Source organism: Paenibacillus zeirhizosphaerae, assembly GCF_030705605.1.
Taxonomy (GTDB): Bacteria; Bacillota; Bacilli; order Paenibacillales; family Paenibacillaceae; genus Paenibacillus; species Paenibacillus zeirhizosphaerae.
Genome location: NZ_JAPCKK010000016.1, coordinates 391,797 through 411,834 on the forward strand (window position 1 = coordinate 391,797; position 20,038 = coordinate 411,834).

The following is a 20,038-nucleotide window of genomic DNA, read 5'->3' on the forward strand; positions in this document are numbered from 1 at the left end:
CCTCCTTTCTCTAATTTGGATTAAGCGTTCTTTTTGCGGCTTGCAAGCCATTGACTCGTTCCGATCAGCAGCAGGCTAACGATCACAATCGTGGTCGAAATGGCGCTGCCGAATCCGTAGCGGTAGCTTGTAAAAGTCGAGTTATACATATAGGTAGCCAGCAGTTCGGTAGCGTGAGCGGGTCCGCCTTTGGTCATAATGTAGACCAGGTCAAACGATTTCAGACTGCCGGATATGCAAAGAATGACGGCGACCTGAACGGTCTCCCGAATCATCGGCAGGGAGATGGAAACCAGCTTGCGGATGCCTGTAGCCCCATCCAGCTTGGCGGCATCATGAATGTCGCTTGATATATTTTGCAATGCAGATATAAATATAATGAGATATAACCCTACAAAGCTCCAGATCAGTGGCGGAATCAGCGCATAGATGGCAATGTTCGCATCGGAAAGCCATTGCAGCTTCCAGCTCTGCAGTCCCAAAGTATCAAGCAGAAAGTTCAGAATTCCGATCTGGGGATGATAAATATACTGCCATACCATGCCGATCACGACCGTAGACAGCACCATAGGCAGAAATATGGCAGAGCGGAGAAAGCGTTGCAGAAAGCTGCTCTTATGCAGCAGTACAGCAAGCATCAGCGCAATCGGAATCTGGCCGAAGACGGAGGCCAGCACGAAAATAATGTTGTTTTTCAATGCCCGCCAGAAGATCGGATCTTTGACAATCTCGATATAGTTTTGCAACCCGATATACTTGGCCTCGCCAATGCCGGACCAGTTGAAAAAACCGTAATAAGCGGACCAGACGACAGGCACGAATACAAACAACGCATAGATCAGCAGCGCAGGCAGCAGACTGATCGTAATAAATCTCCAGTTGCTTAATGCGTTCATCGATTCACATCCTTTTATAAAAACGGTCCCCGCATGTCACTGACACGCAGGGCAACCGTTTTTGTTTAAGATTCCGGAATGCATAAACTTATTGGGCCACAGCCCCAGCCTGTGCATCCTGGATTTTCTGGGCAATCGCTTTGGGATCTCCACCCATCAGCAGTTCCTGCAGTCCGTTGTTGGTTACCTCCACGGCCGCCGATGAAAGCTTCGAATCGTAAACAGGTACAATTTTGATATTTTTCATCAGATTGTACAGCTCCACAAACAGCGGATGCGCTTTGCTTTCATCCAGTGCAATATCGTAGCTGACAAGCGTACTGCTGTTCAGCGTTACCTGCTGTCCTTCAGGGCCTGACAGGGCGTACAGCAGCTCCATAGCCGCTTCCTTACGGGCACCGGTCAGCTTTTTGCTCACTCCCATTCCGGTTCCTACCACACCTGAAGTCGTTGCCGGCTCTCCCTTGCCCCCCTCGATCGGCGGGATAATCGTGATGTGCGTATTATCAAGCACTTCAGGCGGAGCGTTGTTCACCAGATTGGCCAAAGCCCATCCACCATTGATCACCATTGCGGCTTTGCCCTGGAAGTAGAGCTGCATCATTTGTGTTTCGTCAATGCTGTTGAAGCCATCCTGGAACGCCTTGGCGTTGCCCAGCTCCTGCAGTTTGGTCAGCGCTTCAATGAACTGCGGATCGGTAAAGCTTGCCCCATCCTGCGCCACAGCTTTGAGGAACCAGTCCGTCCCTGTAATCCGGTCGGCGATCGTACTGAAGGTGGTCGATTGGGCTACCCAGTTGGTCTTGTTGCCCAAGGCAATTGGGATTACGCCTTTTTCATTGAAGGTACGGACGGCTGTGAGCAGTTCATCCCAGGTCTCCGGCACCTTGACTCCATGCTGGTCAAACAAAGCCTTGTTGTAATAAATAAACGAGCTTGGCGCCAAATTCATCGGCACTGAATAAATATTCCCGTCAACGGTAAAACCGTCAAGAGCTCCTGGAATAAAACCGTTCTTCCATTCCGGTTTTTTGTCCAGTTCCTCATTAATGGGCTGAAGCAGATCACCTTTGACAAATTCCTTGGTCATCGCATCCGGGAACATCACGAACAGGTCCGGCATTTCATCAGCAGCCGCTACGGTACGCAACCGGGTTCTCAGCCCGTCTGTTGGCAGTCCCTCTGCTTCAAGCACAATGTCGGGATGATTTGCCTGGAAATCCTCAAGCTGCTTACGCATGGACACCGCTTTCGCATCCTGTCCTGTCCAGTTATGCCATACCGTCAGCGTTACCTTTCCATCGGCACCGGCTCCGTCCTCGGCGGCCTGCCCGCCGCATCCGGCCAGCAAACTGATGGATAGGACGACACCAATGATTTGCAGCAGTTTTTTTCTGAAGAGTGACGTGTTCATAATTGGCCTCCCTTGATTTGGTAATTTCTATTATATTGGCACCGCTTTCATTTTTTAAGGTGACAAACTTCAAGCATAGGGTAGAAATACTTCAGCTCTTGTTAGACGCTCCGAGAACGAAGCATTCCTCCAACCGCTGTTGACCCTCCGGGCCAAAGGCGGACGCTGCGCTTTTCCGGAATCGCTTCGTTCTCTCCGCTGCTGCGTGCTTGTCCATACCTAAAAACAGGCCAACCAGAGGTTTCTGGCTGACCTAACGATACGAACAATAAGTCCTAAACCGCCTCTGTTTTATTAAGCTTGTGAGCCTATACGCCATTCAATATCCCTTGGAATGGGTGGTCCTATGACTACGGTCCGCTCGATCGGCTTGAGCACATTAGCCATCTGGGCCGCATTCACACCATATATTTGCTGGAATACCTCAGGAGGCGTCTTTCTGAGGACATCGGATCCAAACACAACTTGTGCGTTGTGACTATCAAAGATCGCAAGCAAGTGAGTTTGATCCATCGTTGCGATTTCCCAATGCCACCATCCCATCGGAATATACACCGTTTGAGGTGGTTGGATACGGTAGCTAAGTACCTGCAAGGTGAACGGATTGAGAATAGAGATATTTGCCTCTCCTTGTATAGCATATACAAGCTCCGCTGCGTTAGGGTGCCAATGGGCCTCTACACTATGCCCTTTGCTCAGATAGATGTCAAGCAGGCCCAAGTTTTGCATTACAGGCACTTGATTGGCGAATTGTTGAAGAATGAAGTTTTGAGCATCTTGCTGAAAAAAAAGCGCTGTATTTAAGTCAAAGGATAGATTCAACGAAGGAGAGCTAAGATCCGTCATAACGCTGTCGGGCCGCACTGTACTCCACCTTTCTGGATTGAAGGATGGAATACATATATTCATGCGCCCAGAAATACGTGCAGCATGTTTGTGATCTTAGTCTGTATAAAAAACAGATCACGAGTTGCACCGGATCGCGGCTGCATGCTAGGATGAGTTATTGATTTCCAATCACAGAAACGTACGGGCTCGCGCTTTGAAAGGATGAACACAATCTATGGCTTTTGGGATTAGCCGCAAGGAGCTCAATGAATGGAAGCAGGCGGTAAACCGCGGTGAAATTGCTTTTCTCACCCACTATTGGCTGGACCCCCGTTTTCCCGATATCCGAACCGTCACCAAGGTGGGCTGCTCGGATGAGAATCGACTCCGCACCTGGTGCAGGGAGAATGGCTTGAATCCCCGTTATATTCACAAACGCTCCAGTTTCCCCCATTTTGACCTATTGGGACAGAAACAGGTTGAAATACTCCGTAAATACGGATTGAATGATCATATCGGCAGGTTCCACTTATCGTCATAGATGAATGATCAGCCGGAGCAGCGCACTCTGGTCTTTTCGTCTGCTCCACAACCGGGATTCAGAACAACCTGCATGGTTAAAATATAACTAAAACATCCATGCTTTTGGAGATCGACAGGCCGGAACGAATCGTTCTCCTACATGAATCGAATCCGCGTTTCACCGTTACGGCGCTGTTCGAGGATTTGGGCGACCACACGCGGTTGACGTTCCGGCAGCAGTTCGAAAGCAAACGCGACTTCGAAATCGTCAAATCTTACGCTGGCGATGGCAACGAGCAGAACATGGACCGCCTCGGCGAGCTGCTCGCGAAGCTGCAGGAATAGCCGTATCCTCACGGATTCTCCGGGCCGGACAAGATAAGCCCATGTCCGGCCCGATTGTTGATTTTTGGGATAGCCTCTTTTTTCAGCGATTCAACGGGATGTTGCAGATTTTTGCTTTATTTTAACAAGAGCTTTATGAATCCAGATTGCAGACAGCAAACCTTCCCCCATCGCTACCGCCGCCTGCTCGGAATGAGCCCCCAAGTCCCCGGCAGCCCAGACATGTTCGATATTGGTCATTTTGCTGCGTGCATCTGTCTCCACATGCCGGTTATGGAGAAGTTTCACCCCCAGTTGCTCGGCAAGCCCGGAATGAACATGATTTCCGCCAAAGGCGATAAAACCCTTTTCCGCCTCGATCGTCTCCCCATCTTCCAGTCTGACTCCTGACAGCTGCCCTTCACTCGGACATACCACTTCCGCTGCTGCGGCTTCTATATAACGAATATCTTTGCTCCTCAACTCATTCAGCAAGGAATCCGGCACTCCCGTCTTTTCGTGATTAATGTAGATCAGCTGATCCGTGCGGTCCGACAACGTAAGGGCCATGTCCGCTCCAGCTTTTCCTGCTCCCAATACGACAGTGCGTCGATTCTGGACTTCATAACCGTCGCAGTCAGGGCATATATACATGCTGCTGCCCAGACAGGACACCAGTCCCGGCAAATCCGGAAAACGGTCTATGACACCGGTAGCCAGCAAAAGCGTGGGTGCTCCAAAAACCTCACCGCCTTCCAGCGTAATCAAAAATTCAGCGTTTTGCTTGCAAGCTTCGACCGCCCTGCCGCACAGAAATTCAATGCCCAAGCTGGCTGCCGTCTCTTCTCCGCGCTTTCTTAATTCTTCGCCTGATATACCGTCAGGAAAACCAAGCAGGTTATGATAGCTCCGACACAACGTGGATCGGCCATAACCTGCGTCAATAACCAGGGTACGAATGGTGGAATATCTGCCCAATTGAATGGCTGCCTGCAGACCGGCAATGCCTCCTCCTACAATGATCGTATCGTATGATTTCATTTCTTCCTGTCCTCCTGTGCAGACCTTCTTTGAACAGACCTTAATGTTTATGTAAACCGTTCACTTGAATTCAAACTTATTCTCACCGAGCCTGATATGAAATAACCGTCGAAAAAAAACTACGCTACAGCGCAGATGCGGTAATGGGAGGCCATGAATGCCACGGCGCTGCTCGCTATAGCCTCCGGCTATAATCGGCGATAGTTATTTGGAGTTACGTGATGATTTACAGGATATGTTATCTTTCTCTTATCAATTCGAAAAAGAACAGCAGAGGAGAGAAAACGTATATGAAGAGCGCAAATTTGGGTTATCCCCGCATCGGGCGGGACCGGGAATGGAAGAAAGCGCTGGAGGCTTACTGGTCCAGCCGGCTGGAGGAGGAGGTGCTGCATGCGGAACTGAAGGCTATCCGTTTGCACGGCCTGCAAAGCCAGAAGGAAAAAGGCATCGACGTCATCCCTGTCGGCGATTTCACCTATTACGATCACGTGCTGGATACGGCCGTCATGTTCGGCCTGATCCCCGAACGCTTCGGATACACCGGAGGCGAACCGGACTTATCCGTGTACTTCGCGATGGCTCGCGGGACCCGGACTGCAACGGCGTGCGAAATGACGAAATGGTTTAATACGAACTATCACTATATCGTGCCGGAGCTTGCGGATGCTGAGCCCAAACTGACCAGGAACAAACCGCTCGCCGCATATCTCGAAGCGAAGGCAGAGCTCGGCATAGAGGGCCGACCCGTGCTTGTCGGGCCATATACGTTCCTCAAGCTCTCCAAGGGCTACGCCGCCGAGCAGCTTGAGAGCTGGATCGACCGACTGCTGCCGCTGTACGGGCAGGTGCTGCGTGAGCTGGAAGCAGCGGGCGCGGAATGGGTTCAAATCGACGAGCCGATTTTGTCCACAACACTCGGGGCGGAGGAACTGACGCTCGTCACGCATATTTACGACAGGCTGCGGGCGGATGCGCCCGGCATCAAGCTGATGCTGCAGACGTATTTCGAAGCGGTTGACCATTATGAAGCAGTTGCCGCGCTGCCCGTTCACGGCATCGGCCTGGACTTCGTACACGACGGCGGGCGGAATCTGCAGGCGATACGCGAACACGGCTTCCCTGCAGATAAGCTGCTTGGCGCGGGCCTGATCGACGGACGCAGCATTTGGCGGGCAGACCTGGAGAGCAAGCTGGGACTGCTGACGACGCTGACCGGCATCGTTGCCGCCGACCGCATCACCGTTCAGCCATCCTGCAGCTTGCTGCATGTACCCGTCAGCGCCGCGCAAGAGCTGGCGCTCGAGCCGACGCTGCGCGAAGCACTTGCCTTCGCCGACGAGAAGCTGGAAGAGCTGGCACTGCTGGCGAAGGCGGGCCGCTCGGGTCCGGACGCAATCCGCCCTGCGCTTGAAGCGGCAGGCCAAAGCCGCAGCGCGCTGCAGCAGTCTCCTTCCCGCAACAACAAACGGGTGAACGAGCGCATCGCCGCTCTGGCCTCACAGCCTTCCTCTCGTTCGGGAAGCTTCGAAGAACGGCGCGAGGCACAGCGGGAACGCTGGAAGCTGCCTCTGCTGCCAACAACGACGATCGGCAGCTTTCCTCAGACTCCTGAAATTCGCAGTGCCCGCAGGAAGTGGCGCAAGGGGGAATGGAGCGACGCACAGTATGAAGCTTTCATTAAAGCGGAAATCAAAACCTGGATCGAGCTGCAAGCAGAGCTTGGGCTTGACGTATTCGTCCACGGCGAATTCGAACGCAACGACATGGTCGAGTTTTTCGGCGAAAAGCTGAGCGGCTTCGTCTTTACGGCGAACGGCTGGGTGCAATCCTACGGCTCGCGCTGCGTGAAACCTCCGATCATATACGGTGATGTCGAACTTACGGAACCGATGACGGTCACAGAGACGGTCTACGCCCAGTCGTTAACGGATGCGCCGGTAAAGGGAATGCTGACGGGTCCGATTACAATCCTGAACTGGTCGTTCGTGCGTGATGATAAATCGCGAGAGGAGGTTGCCTATCAGATTGCGCTGGCGCTGCGGGAAGAAGTGGAGGCGCTCGAGGCGGCGGGCATCGGCATGATCCAGGTGGATGAGCCGGCGCTGCGCGAAGGACTGCCTCTCAAGCGGGAGCAATGGCAGGCCTATTTGGATTGGGCCGTCAAAGCGTTCCGGCTGTCCACTTCGACGGTTAAGCTGGAAACACAAATTCATACACACATGTGCTACAGCGAATTCCATGACATCATTGCAGCAATAAGCGCTCTCGATGCCGACGTTATCTCGATTGAAACCTCCCGCAGCCACGGAGAGCTGATCGGCAGCTTCGAGCAGCATACGTATGAGAAGGGCATCGGCCTTGGCGTATACGACATCCACAGTCCCCGCATCCCGGAGCCTGAAGAAATGACCGTTATGATCGACCGGGCTCTTCAGGTACTGTCGCCTGATCAGTTCTGGATCAATCCGGACTGCGGGCTGAAGACCCGAAAGGCAGAAGAAACGATCTCTGCGCTGCGAAATATGGTGCAAGCCACCAAACAGGCGCGCGCGAAGTATGCCGTCGAGACCAGCGGCAGTTAAGTATTTCCTACACTAGAACTCAACAACTAGAACTTAACAAATACCAGTGCTCAAAAGAAGGAGACCGCCGTTTTAGGCGGTCTCCTTACTTTAGTTAAGTCCTCCATTCACATGCAGGGTTTGACCTGTAACCCATTGGGACTTATCACTAACTAGAAACTCAATTACATTTGCGATATCCTCAGGCATTCCGATACGGCCAAATGCATTCATACTTTTCATGAACTCAATTTCTTCCTCCGTTTTTCCTTCTTGAAAATGCTCGGTAAAAACAGGACCGGGCGCTACTGCATTAATAGTAATTTGCTTAGGACCGAATTCCTTCGCAAGCTGACGAGTAAGTTGTTCTACAGCCCCTTTTGTACCCGTATATACACTCATTTCAGGAAACATTAGTTTTGTTCCGGCTGTGGAGATATTAACGATTCTTCCGCTGTTCTCCATGTGTTTCATTGCTTGTTGACAAGCAAAGAAGATACCTTTTACATTCACTGCGAATTGTTTATCGTACTCAACCTCTGTTACCTCGGCAAGAGGATTGGTTATCATCACTGCCGCATTATTGATTAGAATATCTACTCTGCCGAACTTGGCCAGCGCTTTTACGAACATTTCCTCGATCTCATTAACTTTACTGAGATCAGCATGAACCGCTATCGCCTCGCCACCCTTTTGAATAATAGCTTCCACTGTCTCTGCTGCTTCATCCGGACTACTGGAATAATTGATAATTACTTTAGCCCCTAAATCAGATAGCTGCTCGGCTATGCCACGTCCAATTCCTCTGGAAGATCCAGTAATAATCGCTACTTTTCCTTTTAATGTATTCATCTGTTTTTTTACCTGCTTTCAGTTTTATTTGGAAGTAATTTAGAGAACAAAACTACTTAATCAAAATCTAACACTTAGAATTCTAACTGTCAACATTCTAATATTTAGCACTTGTTGACAAGCTCATTAAATCCTTATATAGTTCGATTACTGACAGTTAGAAGTTTAATTATTGAAAGAGAATAAGGGGGAGCCTTAATGGATAGCAAGCAGGATACACCCTACCTGGACTTGTTGCAGCTTATCGGAATGAAGTTAAAGAAACGAGCTGATGAGAGTATAAAAGAACTGGGGTTAAATGCGCAGCAAGGAAAAATGATTGACTATATCTATAAAAATCAAGAAAGGGGGCTCATTCAAAAGGATCTTTCCGATCATTTCCATGTACGCGGGGCGAGCATTACAAGCATGCTTCAGGGTCTTGAAAGAAAGGGGTACATCGAACGCAAAATTCCGGCCCATAACGAGCGGCAGAAAAATATTTATGTTCTTCCGAAAGGTGTCGCACTAATTAAAGCCTTCGAGCAGTCCTTTCAGCGGGTAGAAGATGTAATCGTTCAACCCCTTTCCGATGATGAGCAGCAAACCCTCCAAAAATTGTTGACTAAAATTAATCAAAATTTGTAATAAAACAATGATACTGTCTAAATATGCATGGAAGCTTATTCGAAGATGCTCTCCCAGCCATTCCTCAGCATATCATCTTCAGGCTGGGAGAGATTTTTCAATAGAAGGTTCGTTTCGAAAAATCATTTATACTTGTTCTCACTGGATGATTGATGCTTTGTTTCTTCGTGGCGGTTTTCTTCCTGCTGTTCCATGTTCAAATCTTCCATCGGGATCGGATCCACATTTTGCTCGCTTTCAAAAAGGTCGAACAGGCTTGGCTTGTCAGTCGGATACTGCTCGGGATGATCCCGGTTGCCCGCTTGCTGCAGCTTCTCCGCTTTATTTTCGGATTGGGACATCGTCCTCGCCTCCCTGGACTCATCGTCATGTGTATGCAAACTACATGCTCTTTATATTTTTACCTATTCCAAGGGGGTTCTAAACAAGACCTTAACCGCCAAGCTGGTTAATCTGGTCCTTCAGCCCCGTGATTTGCTCAATTAACTGCGCGATATCCGTTTGCTTCCAGGCTTCGATGGTAAACCCCTGCTCTGCCAAACGCTGCAGGAATGAATCTGTCGATTCAGTAAGGGATTGAGCATAACCGCTAATCTTCCCGTGAACGGACTGTGCATACTCCGGTGCCTCCAGTTGTGTAAACTGCTGTGCCTCATCACGCACCGTCTGTAGCTGATTCTTCAAATCTTCAAGTGCCTGCGGATCGGATGCAGCCTGCTCTGCCAAACGCTGCAGCTCCGTACCTGCTGTGCTGATATCCGTTACAAAGCCTGTTGCTTCATTCGCATAGTTCAGAGATTGATTGACACTGTCGGCGACTCCGCAGCCAGCCGTCAAAGCTAAACTTATCCCCATAACAACTGCAGCAGCCACCTGTCCGATTCTTCTCTTTTGGGTTTTCATAAGCATAAGCACTCCCCTGTATCAAAGCTTTTTATCATTGCTTACGAATAGAATTCCCATACGTTCCAAATACATTACAATGAGTAAAAAAACACCCGTCGCACAGAAGACGAGTGTGGAAAAGGGTCAGTTTTTATCAGCAAAAAAGATGTGCCTTGCCTCCAACCGGCCGTCCTTCAAGGTCAATACCGCAAACGAATACTGCTCCTGTCTCCGCTTATCGGTAGGTGAACCGGGATTCAACACCATTACTCCATCTAAGGTGCTGAGCGCAGGGATATGGGAGTGGCCATAAATGATACAATCCATCTGGCGACCGGCAAAGGTAGCAATGGCACGCTCCTCCGTCGTACCTCGGAACCCGTCCCCATGTACGATACCGATCCGCTTTCCTTCTACTTCCACGATCCGCTCATAGCCAAGCCTCTGCACGATAATCGGCCCGTCATTATTGCCCGCAATCCCTTCCACCGGGGCAAAAGCGGACAGCTTCTCATATACGCTCCAGTCCGTCCAATCCCCTGCGTGAAGAATCAGATCCGCGCCAGACAGCTCCTTCAGCAAAGCCGAAGGAAGCCCTCTCGCCGCCGACGAAATATGTGTATCTGAAATTACGATAATTTTCATAGTCTCTTCACTCCGGGAAAAAGTCATTTTCTGGGCGCAAGCGCACCTTTAGCAGCCGCAGGCTGTTTTCCATTTGTGTAACTACCTCCTCAAGCTGCCTGCGGTCAATCGTATTATAATCGTGAGCCGGCTTGGGCGCACTTTTCAACTCCTTGATGACGGTCTGCTGCTCCTGCCATTTATCCATCAAGTCTGCGATATTGGCATAAAATCGTTCATAGTCCTTAATAATTTCATCCAGAAAAGCATCCACTTCATCCGGATCATAACCGCGCATTTTGGTTTTAAACTGCTTCTGGTGAATAGAAAGCGCGTCCAATTGTATGCCAAGCTGCTTAAACAACTGTTTTTGCTTTTCCAACCTGCGTTTCATATACTCATCCATCAGTACGACCTCCTTAGCCCTATTATTTTTATAACATATTTCGACATGAGAATAAAACAAGACCTGTTCACCTGCAGCGCCTCGCCCTTCTGATTTCATCCACCGCTAATTGTGCAAAGCAGGCTGTCCGCTGGACAGCCTGCTTTAAAATGATAGAATTATACCACCTCAGCCTTAACCCACAATGACCCTCCGGCGGCTTCTTGCCGACTCAATACAGGCATCCACTACCCTCATATTCAAAATGGAGTCCTCCGGCTCGTATGGCAGCGGTGTCCCGTCCAGAACAGCAGCGGCAAACGCTTCTGCCTGCAGCTTGAAAGAATTGTGTCCTTTCAGTCTTTCCTCACGAGTCATCGTTCCCACATGAACAAAAATTTGCGGAACAACAGACGTTTTCTCCCAGCCGAACATTTTTGGCATGGCGATCGTTCCTTTCGTCCCCAGGATTTCCATGTTGGAACGGCTGGCAGCCCACATGCCACAATCGAAGGTAAGGGTGATGTCTCCCGGAAACTCCAATAATCCTGAAGCCATCATATCAACGCCGCCGTGCTTCTCGGAATAGAGCGCATGAACACTTACAGCCTCAGGCTCGCTCTTCAGATACATACGTGCAGCCGAAATCGGATAGACCCCAACATCGTAAATCGAGCCTCCACCCATCTCCTTGTTAAACCGCACGTTATCCTCCTGATCGGAGCTGTTGAAGGTGAACGTACAGTGAATGCTGCGAAGCTCACCGATTTCACCACTGGCGATGATATCCTTTATACGCTGATGCTTCGGGTGATAACGGTACATGAACGCTTCGGCAAAGAGCACGCCCGCTTGGTTGCAGGCTTCAACCATTTCGACAGTATCGCCGGCGCTCAGAGAGGACGGCTTCTCGCACAATATATGCTTGCCGGCCCGGGCCGAGCGGATCGTCCATTCCTTATGCAGATGATTCGGAAGCGGAATATAAATAGCTTCAACCTCGGGGTCCTGAAGCAGGTCCTCATAGCTTCCGTAAAATTTTTCTATATTATACTGCTTGGACATCTCAAGCGCTTTATCGGCATCCCGGGACGCTATGGCGACGACCTCTCCCCGCTCCGATTCCTGTATCGCCGGAATCATGGCAGTTCTCGCAATATCCGCTGTACTGATAACTCCCCATTTCAATTTCCGGGCCATCTTCCTCATCCTTCCCGTATTGGTTTAGTAGTTGTCCTGTTCAGCCTTGTGCAATATACCGAGACATCTGTCCAAATCAGCCTTGATCTGCTCCTTATACAATTTAGCCTTATCGGCTCCTCCATCTGTAAAATGATAGAGGACGATCTCCTGAAAATCCACGCGTGGGTCCGAGCCCTTCAGCTTCTTCGTACGATAGAGGATTCCTTCCTGGACTAGTTCATGCAAGGCTCTGTAGACCTCACTCTGCGGAGGGACGTAGCCGTAGCTTTTAAACTCCCCCTTCATGCTCTCCAGCATTTGGTACCCGTACTCCTGATGCTTTTCTACCATTGTAATCAGATACAGCTTGATAAATGCCCGCTGAGAAATCATGAACGCCATTCTCGTCCTCCCTTCCTTGTCGTATCGAACCATTCCCTTCCTCTATTATAGAGTAATTTCCACATTGTCACTATTCTAATTTTTCATAGGTTGGGTATCTCTTTTTACAATTTTGTGGGTAAGCTTGCTTGCCGTAAAATTAAAAAAACGGCAGCCATGAACGAAAAATAAAGTTCAAGACCGCCGCTGTTTTGTTAACTATTGAGCTTTTTTGGGTTCTAGCAAATCCCACATATTCCCGTACAAATCTTTGAATACGGCAACCGTTCCATAGGGTTGTTCAATGGGCTCACGAATGAATTCGACTCCCTTTGCTCTCATATCTTCATAATCTCTCCAGAAATTATCGGTGTTTAAAAAAAGAAAAACTCTTCCACCGGTCTGGTTGCCGACAAACACCTCTTGTTCCGGCTCCGATGCTTTTTCAAGCACTAAGGCGGTGCCGGTCGATCCCGGCGGCGATACTACAACCCATCTTCGATTCAGTTCAGGTTGAAATGTATCTTCAACTAAAGTGAAGCTCAGCTTTTTTGTATAAAATTCGATTGCTTCATCATAATCCTTCACAATAAGAGCGACATGGGCGATTGATTGATTCATTTGGTGACCCCTTCCATATATAGAGAGATAGTATGCCTTCATCTTACTTACACCTTTATTAAGCATTATAGCTTAATAGCAAGCACACCTGAAAGTAATATACTTTAATAAATTCCATAAACTTACTTTAATCTCATTTCGAGTGCAGATCTGTAATTGATATAGTTACATTTTGTGAAAAATGTCAAGAGAGGCCCTGTAAAGAAGCGGTCGCGCACCGTGCGCCGGTCTATCAGGCCTAACCCGGCAAGCCTGTCTGCTTGCGGGTATTTGGGATGGGGCGCCGCGTCTGGAAGCCGACCGTCCACCGCCCCAATGGCAGCCGGGACAGCAGCCAGGCGGCTCCCGCCGAGAGCAGACTGCACACCACAAAGGACATCAGGGTTCTAACCGTGACATTCCATGCAGCAAACAGCTGCTGGTCAGGCAGGTAAGTAAACCTCAGCATGAGTGGATGCATCAAATAAGCTCCATAGGACACCATCCCCAGCCAGGAAATCCGGCGGGCTATAAGGGGAGCTGTCGCAATAATGGCCATAGCCATCCGGTATGCCGCAAAAATCAGCACGATACAGTATACAGCCATCAAAGGACGCAGCAGCGATACTGAATGGAAGCGGATAACCAAGCCTTCATCTGTCTGAAACGTTCCGACAAGTCTGAACAGCAGAATGCCTGTCAGCAGGGCAAAAAGGCTCCAGTACATCCAGCCGGCTTTACGGACCCATTCATTCCAGCGGCCTATGTTCATACCGGCCGACGCGCCAAGAATGAAATAGAACAGGAAATACAGCACGTTTCGATCCGCATAAACAGTAAACATCGGCGTCAGCACTGGGATATCCAACGCCTCGAACATACGTGAAATCGGACCAATACAGTACATCAATCCAACATACAGCAGCCCCGTAGCGGCGAGCGCCGCCGGTGCTACTTTTGCCGGAATGGCGGCTGCAATGGCCCGAACCGCTTTTCGCAGCACCGGAAACAGCAGATAGCATTGAATAATCATGACGATATACCATAAATGATAGCTTGTTTTGCCGGTCAGCAGCTTTTGTCCGTACAGCAGCAGCGTATCCCAGCTCCAAGCTCCCCCGGCGGCAAGCACATTACCGGCTTCAAAAACAGCCGACCAGATGATATAAGGCACAATAATATCTTTAAAACGCTTGCTCAGGAATGTCCCGAAGGACAGCTTGCCATCATAATTATAGAACAGCACCAGGCCGGTAATAAAAACAAACACAGGCACCGCAAATTTCGCCGCCAGCAGCAAAATCGCCAGCAGCACCCCATCCGCCAGAGTAACCCCGGGCACGATAGAATAATGTGCAATCGAATGCTGCAGCACCACGGCTGCAAATGCAAGGCCACGCAATACCCCGATCTCCGCGACTCTCTCCTTTTTGCTCATATTTCTCCCCCAACCATCTCTATCGTCTACCAGTCTATTATAATCGCTGATCGCATCCCGTAAACCGTAAGAGCATTGGAAGAGTCGCTAAACATTTTCCATGTCACAAACTTACAAGCCAATATTCACTTCCTCCCCGTGCGGGCAGGCTATCATCAATCTTGCATTCCGGCAGAAAAGAGCCATCCCATCATGGCTGTGACCATGGGGATGGCTCTCTTGGGAATCATAATCTATCCGCATGAATCGCCCTGTTAGAGCTATTGCTAGCCTACAATCTAGGCCGGTTCGTGACATCATCCCACATCGCATACCGATCCGCATTCAGCGAACGGTTCGTGCGGAAGATATCATACACCTGATTGCTGCTGTCGGAATCCACAAGCACCAGGATTTTACCCTGATCTACATAGCTCTCATATTCACGTGCTTCGTCTTCAGGAATGCCCAGTCCCACCAATCCGCCCACCAGTCCACCCGCGCCAGCGCCGACAGCCGCTCCGGTCAATGTCGCTGCAATTGGCCCTGCGGCCAAAATGGGTCCGACACCAGGGATAGCCAATGCGCCAATACCCGCCAACAGCCCGGTCACACCACCAATTACTCCGCCAGTGGCGGCCCCGGTGGCGACACCCTCCGGCGCCTTGGTACCCGTCTCCTCGTTGATGGTGTTCAGATCATCCCGGTCCTTCGTGATGACCGAAATTTCATCCGCTGGAATACCTTGACGCTGCAAGTCTTCGATCGCCCGGGAAGCCTCTCTTTCCGTATCAAAAACACCGACAATTTTCTTCGTTTCCATGACTGATACCTCCTCATTTTTTTGAAGTGGTTCGTCATCATATTACCCTGTGCGACAGACGGCGAAACGAACTCCTGCAGCCGGATTAAGCTATTTCCTTGGTCTGACCCTGCTCGTCGGAGCAGCCTGCAGGGGATCATCCGGCCAGTAATGCTTCGGATATCTGCCCTTCAGATCCTTTTTCACTTCAAAATATGCCTCTTTCCAAAAGCTTGCAAGGTCGGAAGTCACCTGCACAGGACGCTGGGCGGGTGACAACAAATGCAGAACCACGGGCACACGGCCTCGGCCGAGCCGGGGTGTGGCGCTCATGCCAAACAGCTCCTGCAGCCGGACAGACAGCACCGGGGCATCCGGGTTGCTATAATCCACCGGAATATTGGAGCCGCTTGGCACACGTATATGTGTCGGCGCTTCACGGTCAAGCTCCTGCCGCTGTTCCCAGCTAAGCATGCCAAGGAGAAGGCTTTCTACCTGCAGCTTTTTTAAATCAGACAGACTCCGGATTCCTTGGGCATACGGAAGCAGCCAATCCTCCAGATTGGCCAGGAGATCCTCATCCGCCGCCGCAGGCCAATCGTTCAGCTTCCGGTGCATGAAAACGATGCGCTTCTGCAGCTGCCGCGCCGATTTTGTCCAGGTCAACAGCTCCAGTCCACGATCCCGCAGCCCGGCCATCCACGCTTCAGCCATTTGGTCCTGTGGGGGCCGCTCGTAGGGCAGTTCCTTCATCACAATGGCGCCGAGCCGGACCATTTTGCGCGCACGGACAGCTCCTGCGGCAGAGTCCCAATATACCGCTGCCTGCTCGCTGATCAGCCCAGGCTGATGCTCCGTAAGCTCCTGTTCCTCCACAGGTGCCGCCAGCCGGATTGTGCCGTCTGCGCCCGCATCCTCTACTGAAGCGGCTACCAGATAATCTGACCTGGACAGCAATTCTTCGCCCGCAAGCCTGACCCCACGGCCGCTGCTCAGCAAGTACCTGCCTTCACCACGGGAACGCCCGATCCGGTCCGGATAGGCAAATGACAGCAGCAAACCGCAGGATGCCGATCCTCGATCCCGTCCTCCGATAACCGGCTGCAGCCCGGCCAGCAAATGACGGCTGTTCTGCGTAATCCGGCCCAGCAGTTCACCGTCAACAGGAGCTTTCGAATCCAATTTGCGGGTGCCGCCTGCAAGATTGTCCCAGACCTTCTCCAGACGGGGACGAAGATCGGCACCGTATTTAAACGGGTCTCGTTCCTGCAGCAAGGCAGCCAGGCAACTACCTTGTCCGGCATATCCCAGCTCTGCTGACTTTAACAGCATATGCCCTAGCCGGGGATGAGCGGCTAGGGACGCAACCCTTTTTCCATGCTCTGTAATTTTTCCTTCACGGAGACATTCCAGCCGTTCCAATAGCTCGCTCGCCTGTCTGAGCGCAGGCCCTGGAGGTGGATCGATCCAGGCAAGCTCGCTCGCATCCTCCGCCCCCCACAGCGCTGTTTCAAGCACGAGAGGGGCCAGGTCAGCCGACAAAATTTCCGGCCGTCCGGCCTCGGCAAGTCCACCATGCTCCTCCATGCTCCACAGTCGGTAGCATGTGCCGGGTCCCAACCGACCTGCCCTCCCCCTGCGCTGATCCGCCGCAGCCTTGGACACCTTGACCGTTTCCAGCCGATTCATGCCCGTTCGCGGAGAAAAAACCGGCTCCCGCCGCAGGCCGCTGTCCACGACCATCGTTATCCCCTCAATCGTAAGGCTGGATTCGGCAATGGAGGTGGAGAGCACGATTTTACGCTGGCCAGCCGGTGAAGGGTGAACCGCCTGATCCTGATCCTTAAGTGAAAGAGCGCCATACAGCTTACGCACATAAGCACCAGACGGCAATCCCCGTGTCATGATCTCCGCTTCGGTCCGGTGAATCTCGCGCGCCCCCGGAAGGAATACAAGCACATCACCTTCATGTCTGGAGAGCAGCCGCACTACTTGTTCTGCCACAAAGCTTTCCAGAGGGGCTGCTTTGGGCTTGGGAACATAGACCGTCTCCACCGGATAAGTGCGGCCGGAACTCTCCAGCAGAGGGGCGCCGCCCAGCAGGTGCCGAACCGGCGCCGCCTCGAGAGTAGCCGACATCACTAACAGGCGCAATTCCGGCCGGAGCAGACTTTGCGTCTGCAAGACAAGCGCGAGCCCCAGGTCGGCATGAAGGCTGCGTTCGTGGAATTCATCAAAAATGACCGCCCCCGCTTCTTCCAGTGCAGGATCTCCCTGGAGCATCCGGGTGAGAATCCCCTCCGTTACGACTTCGATCCGTGTGGACGGGCCGATCTTGGTATCCATGTGAACCCTATAGCCGACCGTTTGCCCGACTTTTTCTCCCAGGGCCTCGGCCATCCGGGCCGCAGCCGAGCGGGCCGCCAGACGGCGCGGCTCAAGCATGATGATTTTTCTGCCAGCCAGCCAAGGCTCTTCAAGCAGAGCCAGCGGAACCACGGTCGTTTTGCCAGCGCCTGGCTCAGCCACAAGCACGGCAGAGGACTGATTCCGAAATGTATCTTTAAGCTCAGACAGTATCTGGTAAATGGGCAGTTCTTTTTTTAACATCATCTTATAATACCTCTTTTATGGTCTTCTTTCTGTCTGTCTATTATAACGAAATTCATAGCATGGAACATCCGGGGGCGCTCGATTTATAATAGAGGATGTAGTTCATATCATGAAACGGGGTCATATACATGGATGATTACAAGCATAATGTCAGAGGACGCTTCGCTCCTACTCCATCGGGACTGATGCATTTAGGCAACGCGAGAACAGCGCTGCTTTCCTGGCTGCAGATTCGTGCCGCAGGAGGCACCTATGTCATGCGGATCGAAGATATAGATATGACCCGCTCACGCAGCAGACTGGTCAAAGCCATTCTTGAGGATTTGAAATGGCTGGGTATCAATTGGGATGAAGGACCTGATCAGGAGGGGCCTTATGGCCCGTATATGCAAAGCATGAAGCTGCGGCAGTATGAGTCTGCTCTGAACAAGCTTCATGAGCAAGGACTGCTTTATCCCTGCTTTTGCAGCCGCACGGACATTTTGGGAGCAGCCAGTGCACCTCATGGACTTGCCGGTGAAGGCCCTGCATATCCCGGAACCTGCCGCTGGCTTAGCGAGGAAGAAAGAAAAGAAAAAGAGCGCTATAAGACGCCCTCCCTGCGAATGAAAACTCCGGACAATCCGGAGCGTTTCATCACCTTTCACGACCAAGTAGCGGGGATCGTATCCGTACCAGCCTCCACAGGAGGTGATTTCATTGTCAAACGGGCGGACGGAATGTTCTCCTATCAGCTTGCCGTCGTGGTGGACGACGCTGAGATGAAGATGACCCATGTCCTGAGAGGCAGCGACTTGCTGGATTCCACACCGCGACAACTGCTGCTGTATGAAGCACTAGGGTACAAGCCGCCCAGCTTTGCACATGTCCCGCTGGTCTATGGCCCGGATGGCCGCCGGCTGGCTAAAAGACATGGTGGCATCGCTCTGCAAGCCATGCGCGAACGTGACGTCCGTCCTGAAACGGTGATCGGCTGGCTTGCCTTCATGAGCGGCCTTACTCCTGAACCCATTCCTGTTGCGGCAGCCGAGCTGATACCGCTCTTTGACATGAGCAAGCTGCCTGCCCACCCGGTAAGGTTGAGCGAGGAGGAGCTACGGGCTCTGCAGGCGCACACGATCTCAGGCTCGTCGAAGTTGTAGCCTTTCAGCAGCATATCAGCGTCAGAACAGCAGCGACTCTGCTCCATCGATAACGATCTGTGCACCCGTGATATGACTGGATTGCTCGGAAGCCAGGAAACGCACCAGATCGGCCACCTGCTCCGGCTGGCCCGGCCCATCGGCCAAAGGCTGTCCTCCCTCCGGAAATTCAACGGGAATGATGATTTCTTTGAGGCCTTCTGTCTTCATCGTGGAATCATCGATATTGGTAGAGACCGCCCCCGGACAAATAACATTGACCCGAATACGGAATTTCGCCAGCTCCAAAGCGGCCATCTTGGCAAAAGCGCATTGTGCTGCCTTGGATGTACTGTAGGCGGACATGCCGAAGCTTGTAAAGCGTGTATTTCCGTTAATCGAACTGGTAATGATGATGCTGCCGCCGCCCTGTTTTTTCAAATGGGGAATAGTGTATTTGACCGTCAGAAACGTCCCGTCCAGATTGGTGGCCAGCGTCTGGCGCCAATCTTCGATGCCGATCTCCTCAATAGGAGCGACTACGCCGTTAATCCCTGCATTGGCGAAGACAATATCCAGCCCTCCAAAGAGCTCGACCGATTCGAGCACCGCCTTCTCTACCCGTAACGGATTAGAAATATCCACATCAAACGCGCGTGCCGCGCCAGTGCGGACGCTATTAATCTCCTGCTCAGTCAGCTTGGTGCGTTCATGATTCAAATCAAAGAGGGCTACATTGGCCCCTTCCCTCGCAAGCTGAAGCGCAGCAGCCTTGCCAATGCCAGAACCGGCACCGGTAATGATCGCCGTCTTCCCTTCAAACGCAGCTCCAACCGCCGCAAAGTAGCTCATATGGACACGCTCCTTTATATAAATTGCCGAGAACACCGGTATTCTCAAGATTACCAAAAAAGAACCTTTATATAATCAGTGTCGAGCCTGTTTGAATGGGAAAAGGGG

Annotated in this window: 21 protein-coding genes; 5 read left to right on the top strand and 16 right to left on the bottom strand. The window is 51.4% G+C overall.

The genetic code is table 11. The features are described 5' to 3' along the window. Window positions 1-20 precede the first annotated feature (20 nt). The 3 genes from OIN60_RS11525 to OIN60_RS11535 form a co-directional block, all read right to left on the bottom strand. Entirely contained in the window at window positions 21-896 is an 876-nt protein-coding gene (locus tag OIN60_RS11525; RefSeq protein ID WP_305755009.1) for a carbohydrate ABC transporter permease, read from the bottom strand. Window positions 897-984: 88 nt separating this feature from the next. Next, complete coding sequence (locus tag OIN60_RS11530) at window positions 985-2,310, bottom strand: extracellular solute-binding protein (RefSeq protein ID WP_305755010.1); 1,326 nt, start codon at window positions 2,308-2,310, stop codon at window positions 985-987. A 294-nt stretch (window positions 2,311-2,604) separates the two neighbouring features. Beyond that, a complete protein-coding gene (locus tag OIN60_RS11535; RefSeq protein ID WP_305755011.1) occupies window positions 2,605-3,174 on the bottom strand; it encodes a cupin domain-containing protein in 570 nt (189 codons plus the stop codon). A 199-nt stretch (window positions 3,175-3,373) separates the two neighbouring features. On the opposite strand from OIN60_RS11535, the gene OIN60_RS11540 reads away from it, so the two are divergent. Further along, window positions 3,374-3,679, top strand: coding sequence for a hypothetical protein (locus tag OIN60_RS11540; RefSeq protein WP_305755012.1), 306 nt, complete (start codon window positions 3,374-3,376; stop codon window positions 3,677-3,679). Between the two features lie 98 nt (window positions 3,680-3,777). Continuing rightward, window positions 3,778-4,005 carry an SRPBCC domain-containing protein gene (locus OIN60_RS22630; protein ID WP_370872470.1) on the top strand — a complete coding sequence of 76 codons (228 nt, stop codon included), beginning with the start codon at window positions 3,778-3,780 and terminating at the stop codon, window positions 4,003-4,005. 90 nt (window positions 4,006-4,095) lie between these two features. On the opposite strand, the gene OIN60_RS11550 is transcribed toward OIN60_RS22630, so the two are convergent. Further along, window positions 4,096-5,025 carry an NAD(P)/FAD-dependent oxidoreductase gene (locus OIN60_RS11550; protein ID WP_305755014.1) on the bottom strand — a complete coding sequence of 310 codons (930 nt, stop codon included), beginning with the start codon at window positions 5,023-5,025 and terminating at the stop codon, window positions 4,096-4,098. A 290-nt stretch (window positions 5,026-5,315) separates the two neighbouring features. On the opposite strand from OIN60_RS11550, the gene metE reads away from it, so the two are divergent. After that, window positions 5,316-7,610 carry a 5-methyltetrahydropteroyltriglutamate--homocysteine S-methyltransferase gene (gene metE, locus OIN60_RS11555; protein ID WP_305755015.1) on the top strand — a complete coding sequence of 765 codons (2,295 nt, stop codon included), beginning with the start codon at window positions 5,316-5,318 and terminating at the stop codon, window positions 7,608-7,610. A 90-nt stretch (window positions 7,611-7,700) separates the two neighbouring features. On the opposite strand, the gene OIN60_RS11560 is transcribed toward metE, so the two are convergent. Beyond that, complete coding sequence (locus OIN60_RS11560; RefSeq protein ID WP_305755016.1) at window positions 7,701-8,441, bottom strand: SDR family oxidoreductase; 741 nt, start codon at window positions 8,439-8,441, stop codon at window positions 7,701-7,703. Window positions 8,442-8,639: 198 nt separating this feature from the next. On the opposite strand from OIN60_RS11560, the gene OIN60_RS11565 reads away from it, so the two are divergent. After that, window positions 8,640-9,068 carry a MarR family winged helix-turn-helix transcriptional regulator gene (locus OIN60_RS11565; RefSeq protein WP_305755017.1) on the top strand — a complete coding sequence of 143 codons (429 nt, stop codon included), beginning with the start codon at window positions 8,640-8,642 and terminating at the stop codon, window positions 9,066-9,068. A 122-nt stretch (window positions 9,069-9,190) separates the two neighbouring features. Here the strand turns inward: OIN60_RS11565 and OIN60_RS11570 are convergent, their stop codons facing one another. From OIN60_RS11570 to hrpB, 10 genes are all read right to left on the bottom strand, one after another. Beyond that, on the bottom strand, window positions 9,191-9,409 hold the full coding sequence (locus OIN60_RS11570) for a YczO family protein (protein WP_305755018.1): 219 nt from the start codon (window positions 9,407-9,409) through the stop codon (window positions 9,191-9,193). A gap of 91 nt (window positions 9,410-9,500) precedes the next feature. Next, window positions 9,501-9,971 carry a DUF6376 family protein gene (locus OIN60_RS11575; protein WP_305755019.1) on the bottom strand — a complete coding sequence of 157 codons (471 nt, stop codon included), beginning with the start codon at window positions 9,969-9,971 and terminating at the stop codon, window positions 9,501-9,503. Between the two features lie 126 nt (window positions 9,972-10,097). Beyond that, entirely contained in the window at window positions 10,098-10,598 is a 501-nt protein-coding gene (locus OIN60_RS11580) for a metallophosphoesterase family protein (RefSeq protein ID WP_305755020.1), read from the bottom strand. 7 nt (window positions 10,599-10,605) lie between these two features. Beyond that, window positions 10,606-10,983: a DivIVA domain-containing protein gene (locus tag OIN60_RS11585; protein ID WP_305755021.1), complete on the bottom strand. Its 378-nt coding sequence runs from the start codon at window positions 10,981-10,983 to the stop codon at window positions 10,606-10,608. A gap of 174 nt (window positions 10,984-11,157) precedes the next feature. Beyond that, window positions 11,158-12,162 (bottom strand): Gfo/Idh/MocA family protein, encoded by a 1,005-nt coding sequence (locus tag OIN60_RS11590; protein WP_305755022.1) that lies wholly within the window; start codon window positions 12,160-12,162, stop codon window positions 11,158-11,160. 24 nt (window positions 12,163-12,186) lie between these two features. Next, window positions 12,187-12,546 carry a replication termination protein gene (locus tag OIN60_RS11595; protein ID WP_305755023.1) on the bottom strand — a complete coding sequence of 120 codons (360 nt, stop codon included), beginning with the start codon at window positions 12,544-12,546 and terminating at the stop codon, window positions 12,187-12,189. A gap of 198 nt (window positions 12,547-12,744) precedes the next feature. Beyond that, window positions 12,745-13,146: a VOC family protein gene (locus OIN60_RS11600; protein WP_305755024.1), complete on the bottom strand. Its 402-nt coding sequence runs from the start codon at window positions 13,144-13,146 to the stop codon at window positions 12,745-12,747. A gap of 238 nt (window positions 13,147-13,384) precedes the next feature. After that, window positions 13,385-14,563 carry an acyltransferase gene (locus OIN60_RS11605; RefSeq protein ID WP_305755025.1) on the bottom strand — a complete coding sequence of 393 codons (1,179 nt, stop codon included), beginning with the start codon at window positions 14,561-14,563 and terminating at the stop codon, window positions 13,385-13,387. 271 nt (window positions 14,564-14,834) lie between these two features. Further along, window positions 14,835-15,365, bottom strand: coding sequence for a general stress protein (locus OIN60_RS11610; protein ID WP_305755026.1), 531 nt, complete (start codon window positions 15,363-15,365; stop codon window positions 14,835-14,837). A gap of 90 nt (window positions 15,366-15,455) precedes the next feature. Next, window positions 15,456-17,954: an ATP-dependent helicase HrpB gene (gene hrpB, locus OIN60_RS11615; RefSeq protein WP_305755530.1), complete on the bottom strand. Its 2,499-nt coding sequence runs from the start codon at window positions 17,952-17,954 to the stop codon at window positions 15,456-15,458. A 131-nt stretch (window positions 17,955-18,085) separates the two neighbouring features. On the opposite strand from hrpB, the gene gluQRS reads away from it, so the two are divergent. Beyond that, entirely contained in the window at window positions 18,086-19,099 is a 1,014-nt protein-coding gene (gene gluQRS, locus OIN60_RS11620; RefSeq protein ID WP_305755027.1) for a tRNA glutamyl-Q(34) synthetase GluQRS, read from the top strand. Between the two features lie 21 nt (window positions 19,100-19,120). Here the strand turns inward: gluQRS and OIN60_RS11625 are convergent, their stop codons facing one another. Then, window positions 19,121-19,930: an SDR family oxidoreductase gene (locus OIN60_RS11625; protein ID WP_305755028.1), complete on the bottom strand. Its 810-nt coding sequence runs from the start codon at window positions 19,928-19,930 to the stop codon at window positions 19,121-19,123. Window positions 19,931-20,038: the final 108 nt, after the last annotated feature.

Coding starts and splice junctions, on each gene's coding strand:
- OIN60_RS11530 (WP_305755010.1), bottom strand. CDS start 2,310: ATGAACACGTCACTCTTCAGAAAAAAACTGCTGCAAATCATTGGTGTC.
- OIN60_RS11590 (WP_305755022.1), bottom strand. CDS start 12,162: ATGGCCCGGAAATTGAAATGGGGAGTTATCAGTACAGCGGATATTGCG.
- OIN60_RS11525 (WP_305755009.1), bottom strand. CDS start 896: ATGAACGCATTAAGCAACTGGAGATTTATTACGATCAGTCTGCTGCCT.
- gluQRS (WP_305755027.1), top strand. CDS start 18,086: ATGGATGATTACAAGCATAATGTCAGAGGACGCTTCGCTCCTACTCCA.
- OIN60_RS11600 (WP_305755024.1), bottom strand. CDS start 13,146: ATGAATCAATCAATCGCCCATGTCGCTCTTATTGTGAAGGATTATGAT.
- OIN60_RS11565 (WP_305755017.1), top strand. CDS start 8,640: ATGGATAGCAAGCAGGATACACCCTACCTGGACTTGTTGCAGCTTATC.
- hrpB (WP_305755530.1), bottom strand. CDS start 17,954: ATGTTAAAAAAAGAACTGCCCATTTACCAGATACTGTCTGAGCTTAAA.
- OIN60_RS11575 (WP_305755019.1), bottom strand. CDS start 9,971: ATGAAAACCCAAAAGAGAAGAATCGGACAGGTGGCTGCTGCAGTTGTT.
- OIN60_RS11580 (WP_305755020.1), bottom strand. CDS start 10,598: ATGAAAATTATCGTAATTTCAGATACACATATTTCGTCGGCGGCGAGA.
- OIN60_RS11585 (WP_305755021.1), bottom strand. CDS start 10,983: ATGGATGAGTATATGAAACGCAGGTTGGAAAAGCAAAAACAGTTGTTT.
- OIN60_RS11595 (WP_305755023.1), bottom strand. CDS start 12,546: ATGGCGTTCATGATTTCTCAGCGGGCATTTATCAAGCTGTATCTGATT.
- metE (WP_305755015.1), top strand. CDS start 5,316: ATGAAGAGCGCAAATTTGGGTTATCCCCGCATCGGGCGGGACCGGGAA.
- OIN60_RS11625 (WP_305755028.1), bottom strand. CDS start 19,930: ATGAGCTACTTTGCGGCGGTTGGAGCTGCGTTTGAAGGGAAGACGGCG.
- OIN60_RS11550 (WP_305755014.1), bottom strand. CDS start 5,025: ATGAAATCATACGATACGATCATTGTAGGAGGAGGCATTGCCGGTCTG.
- OIN60_RS11570 (WP_305755018.1), bottom strand. CDS start 9,409: ATGTCCCAATCCGAAAATAAAGCGGAGAAGCTGCAGCAAGCGGGCAAC.
- OIN60_RS11560 (WP_305755016.1), bottom strand. CDS start 8,441: ATGAATACATTAAAAGGAAAAGTAGCGATTATTACTGGATCTTCCAGA.
- OIN60_RS11540 (WP_305755012.1), top strand. CDS start 3,374: ATGGCTTTTGGGATTAGCCGCAAGGAGCTCAATGAATGGAAGCAGGCG.
- OIN60_RS11610 (WP_305755026.1), bottom strand. CDS start 15,365: ATGGAAACGAAGAAAATTGTCGGTGTTTTTGATACGGAAAGAGAGGCT.
- OIN60_RS11605 (WP_305755025.1), bottom strand. CDS start 14,563: ATGAGCAAAAAGGAGAGAGTCGCGGAGATCGGGGTATTGCGTGGCCTT.
- OIN60_RS22630 (WP_370872470.1), top strand. CDS start 3,778: ATGCTTTTGGAGATCGACAGGCCGGAACGAATCGTTCTCCTACATGAA.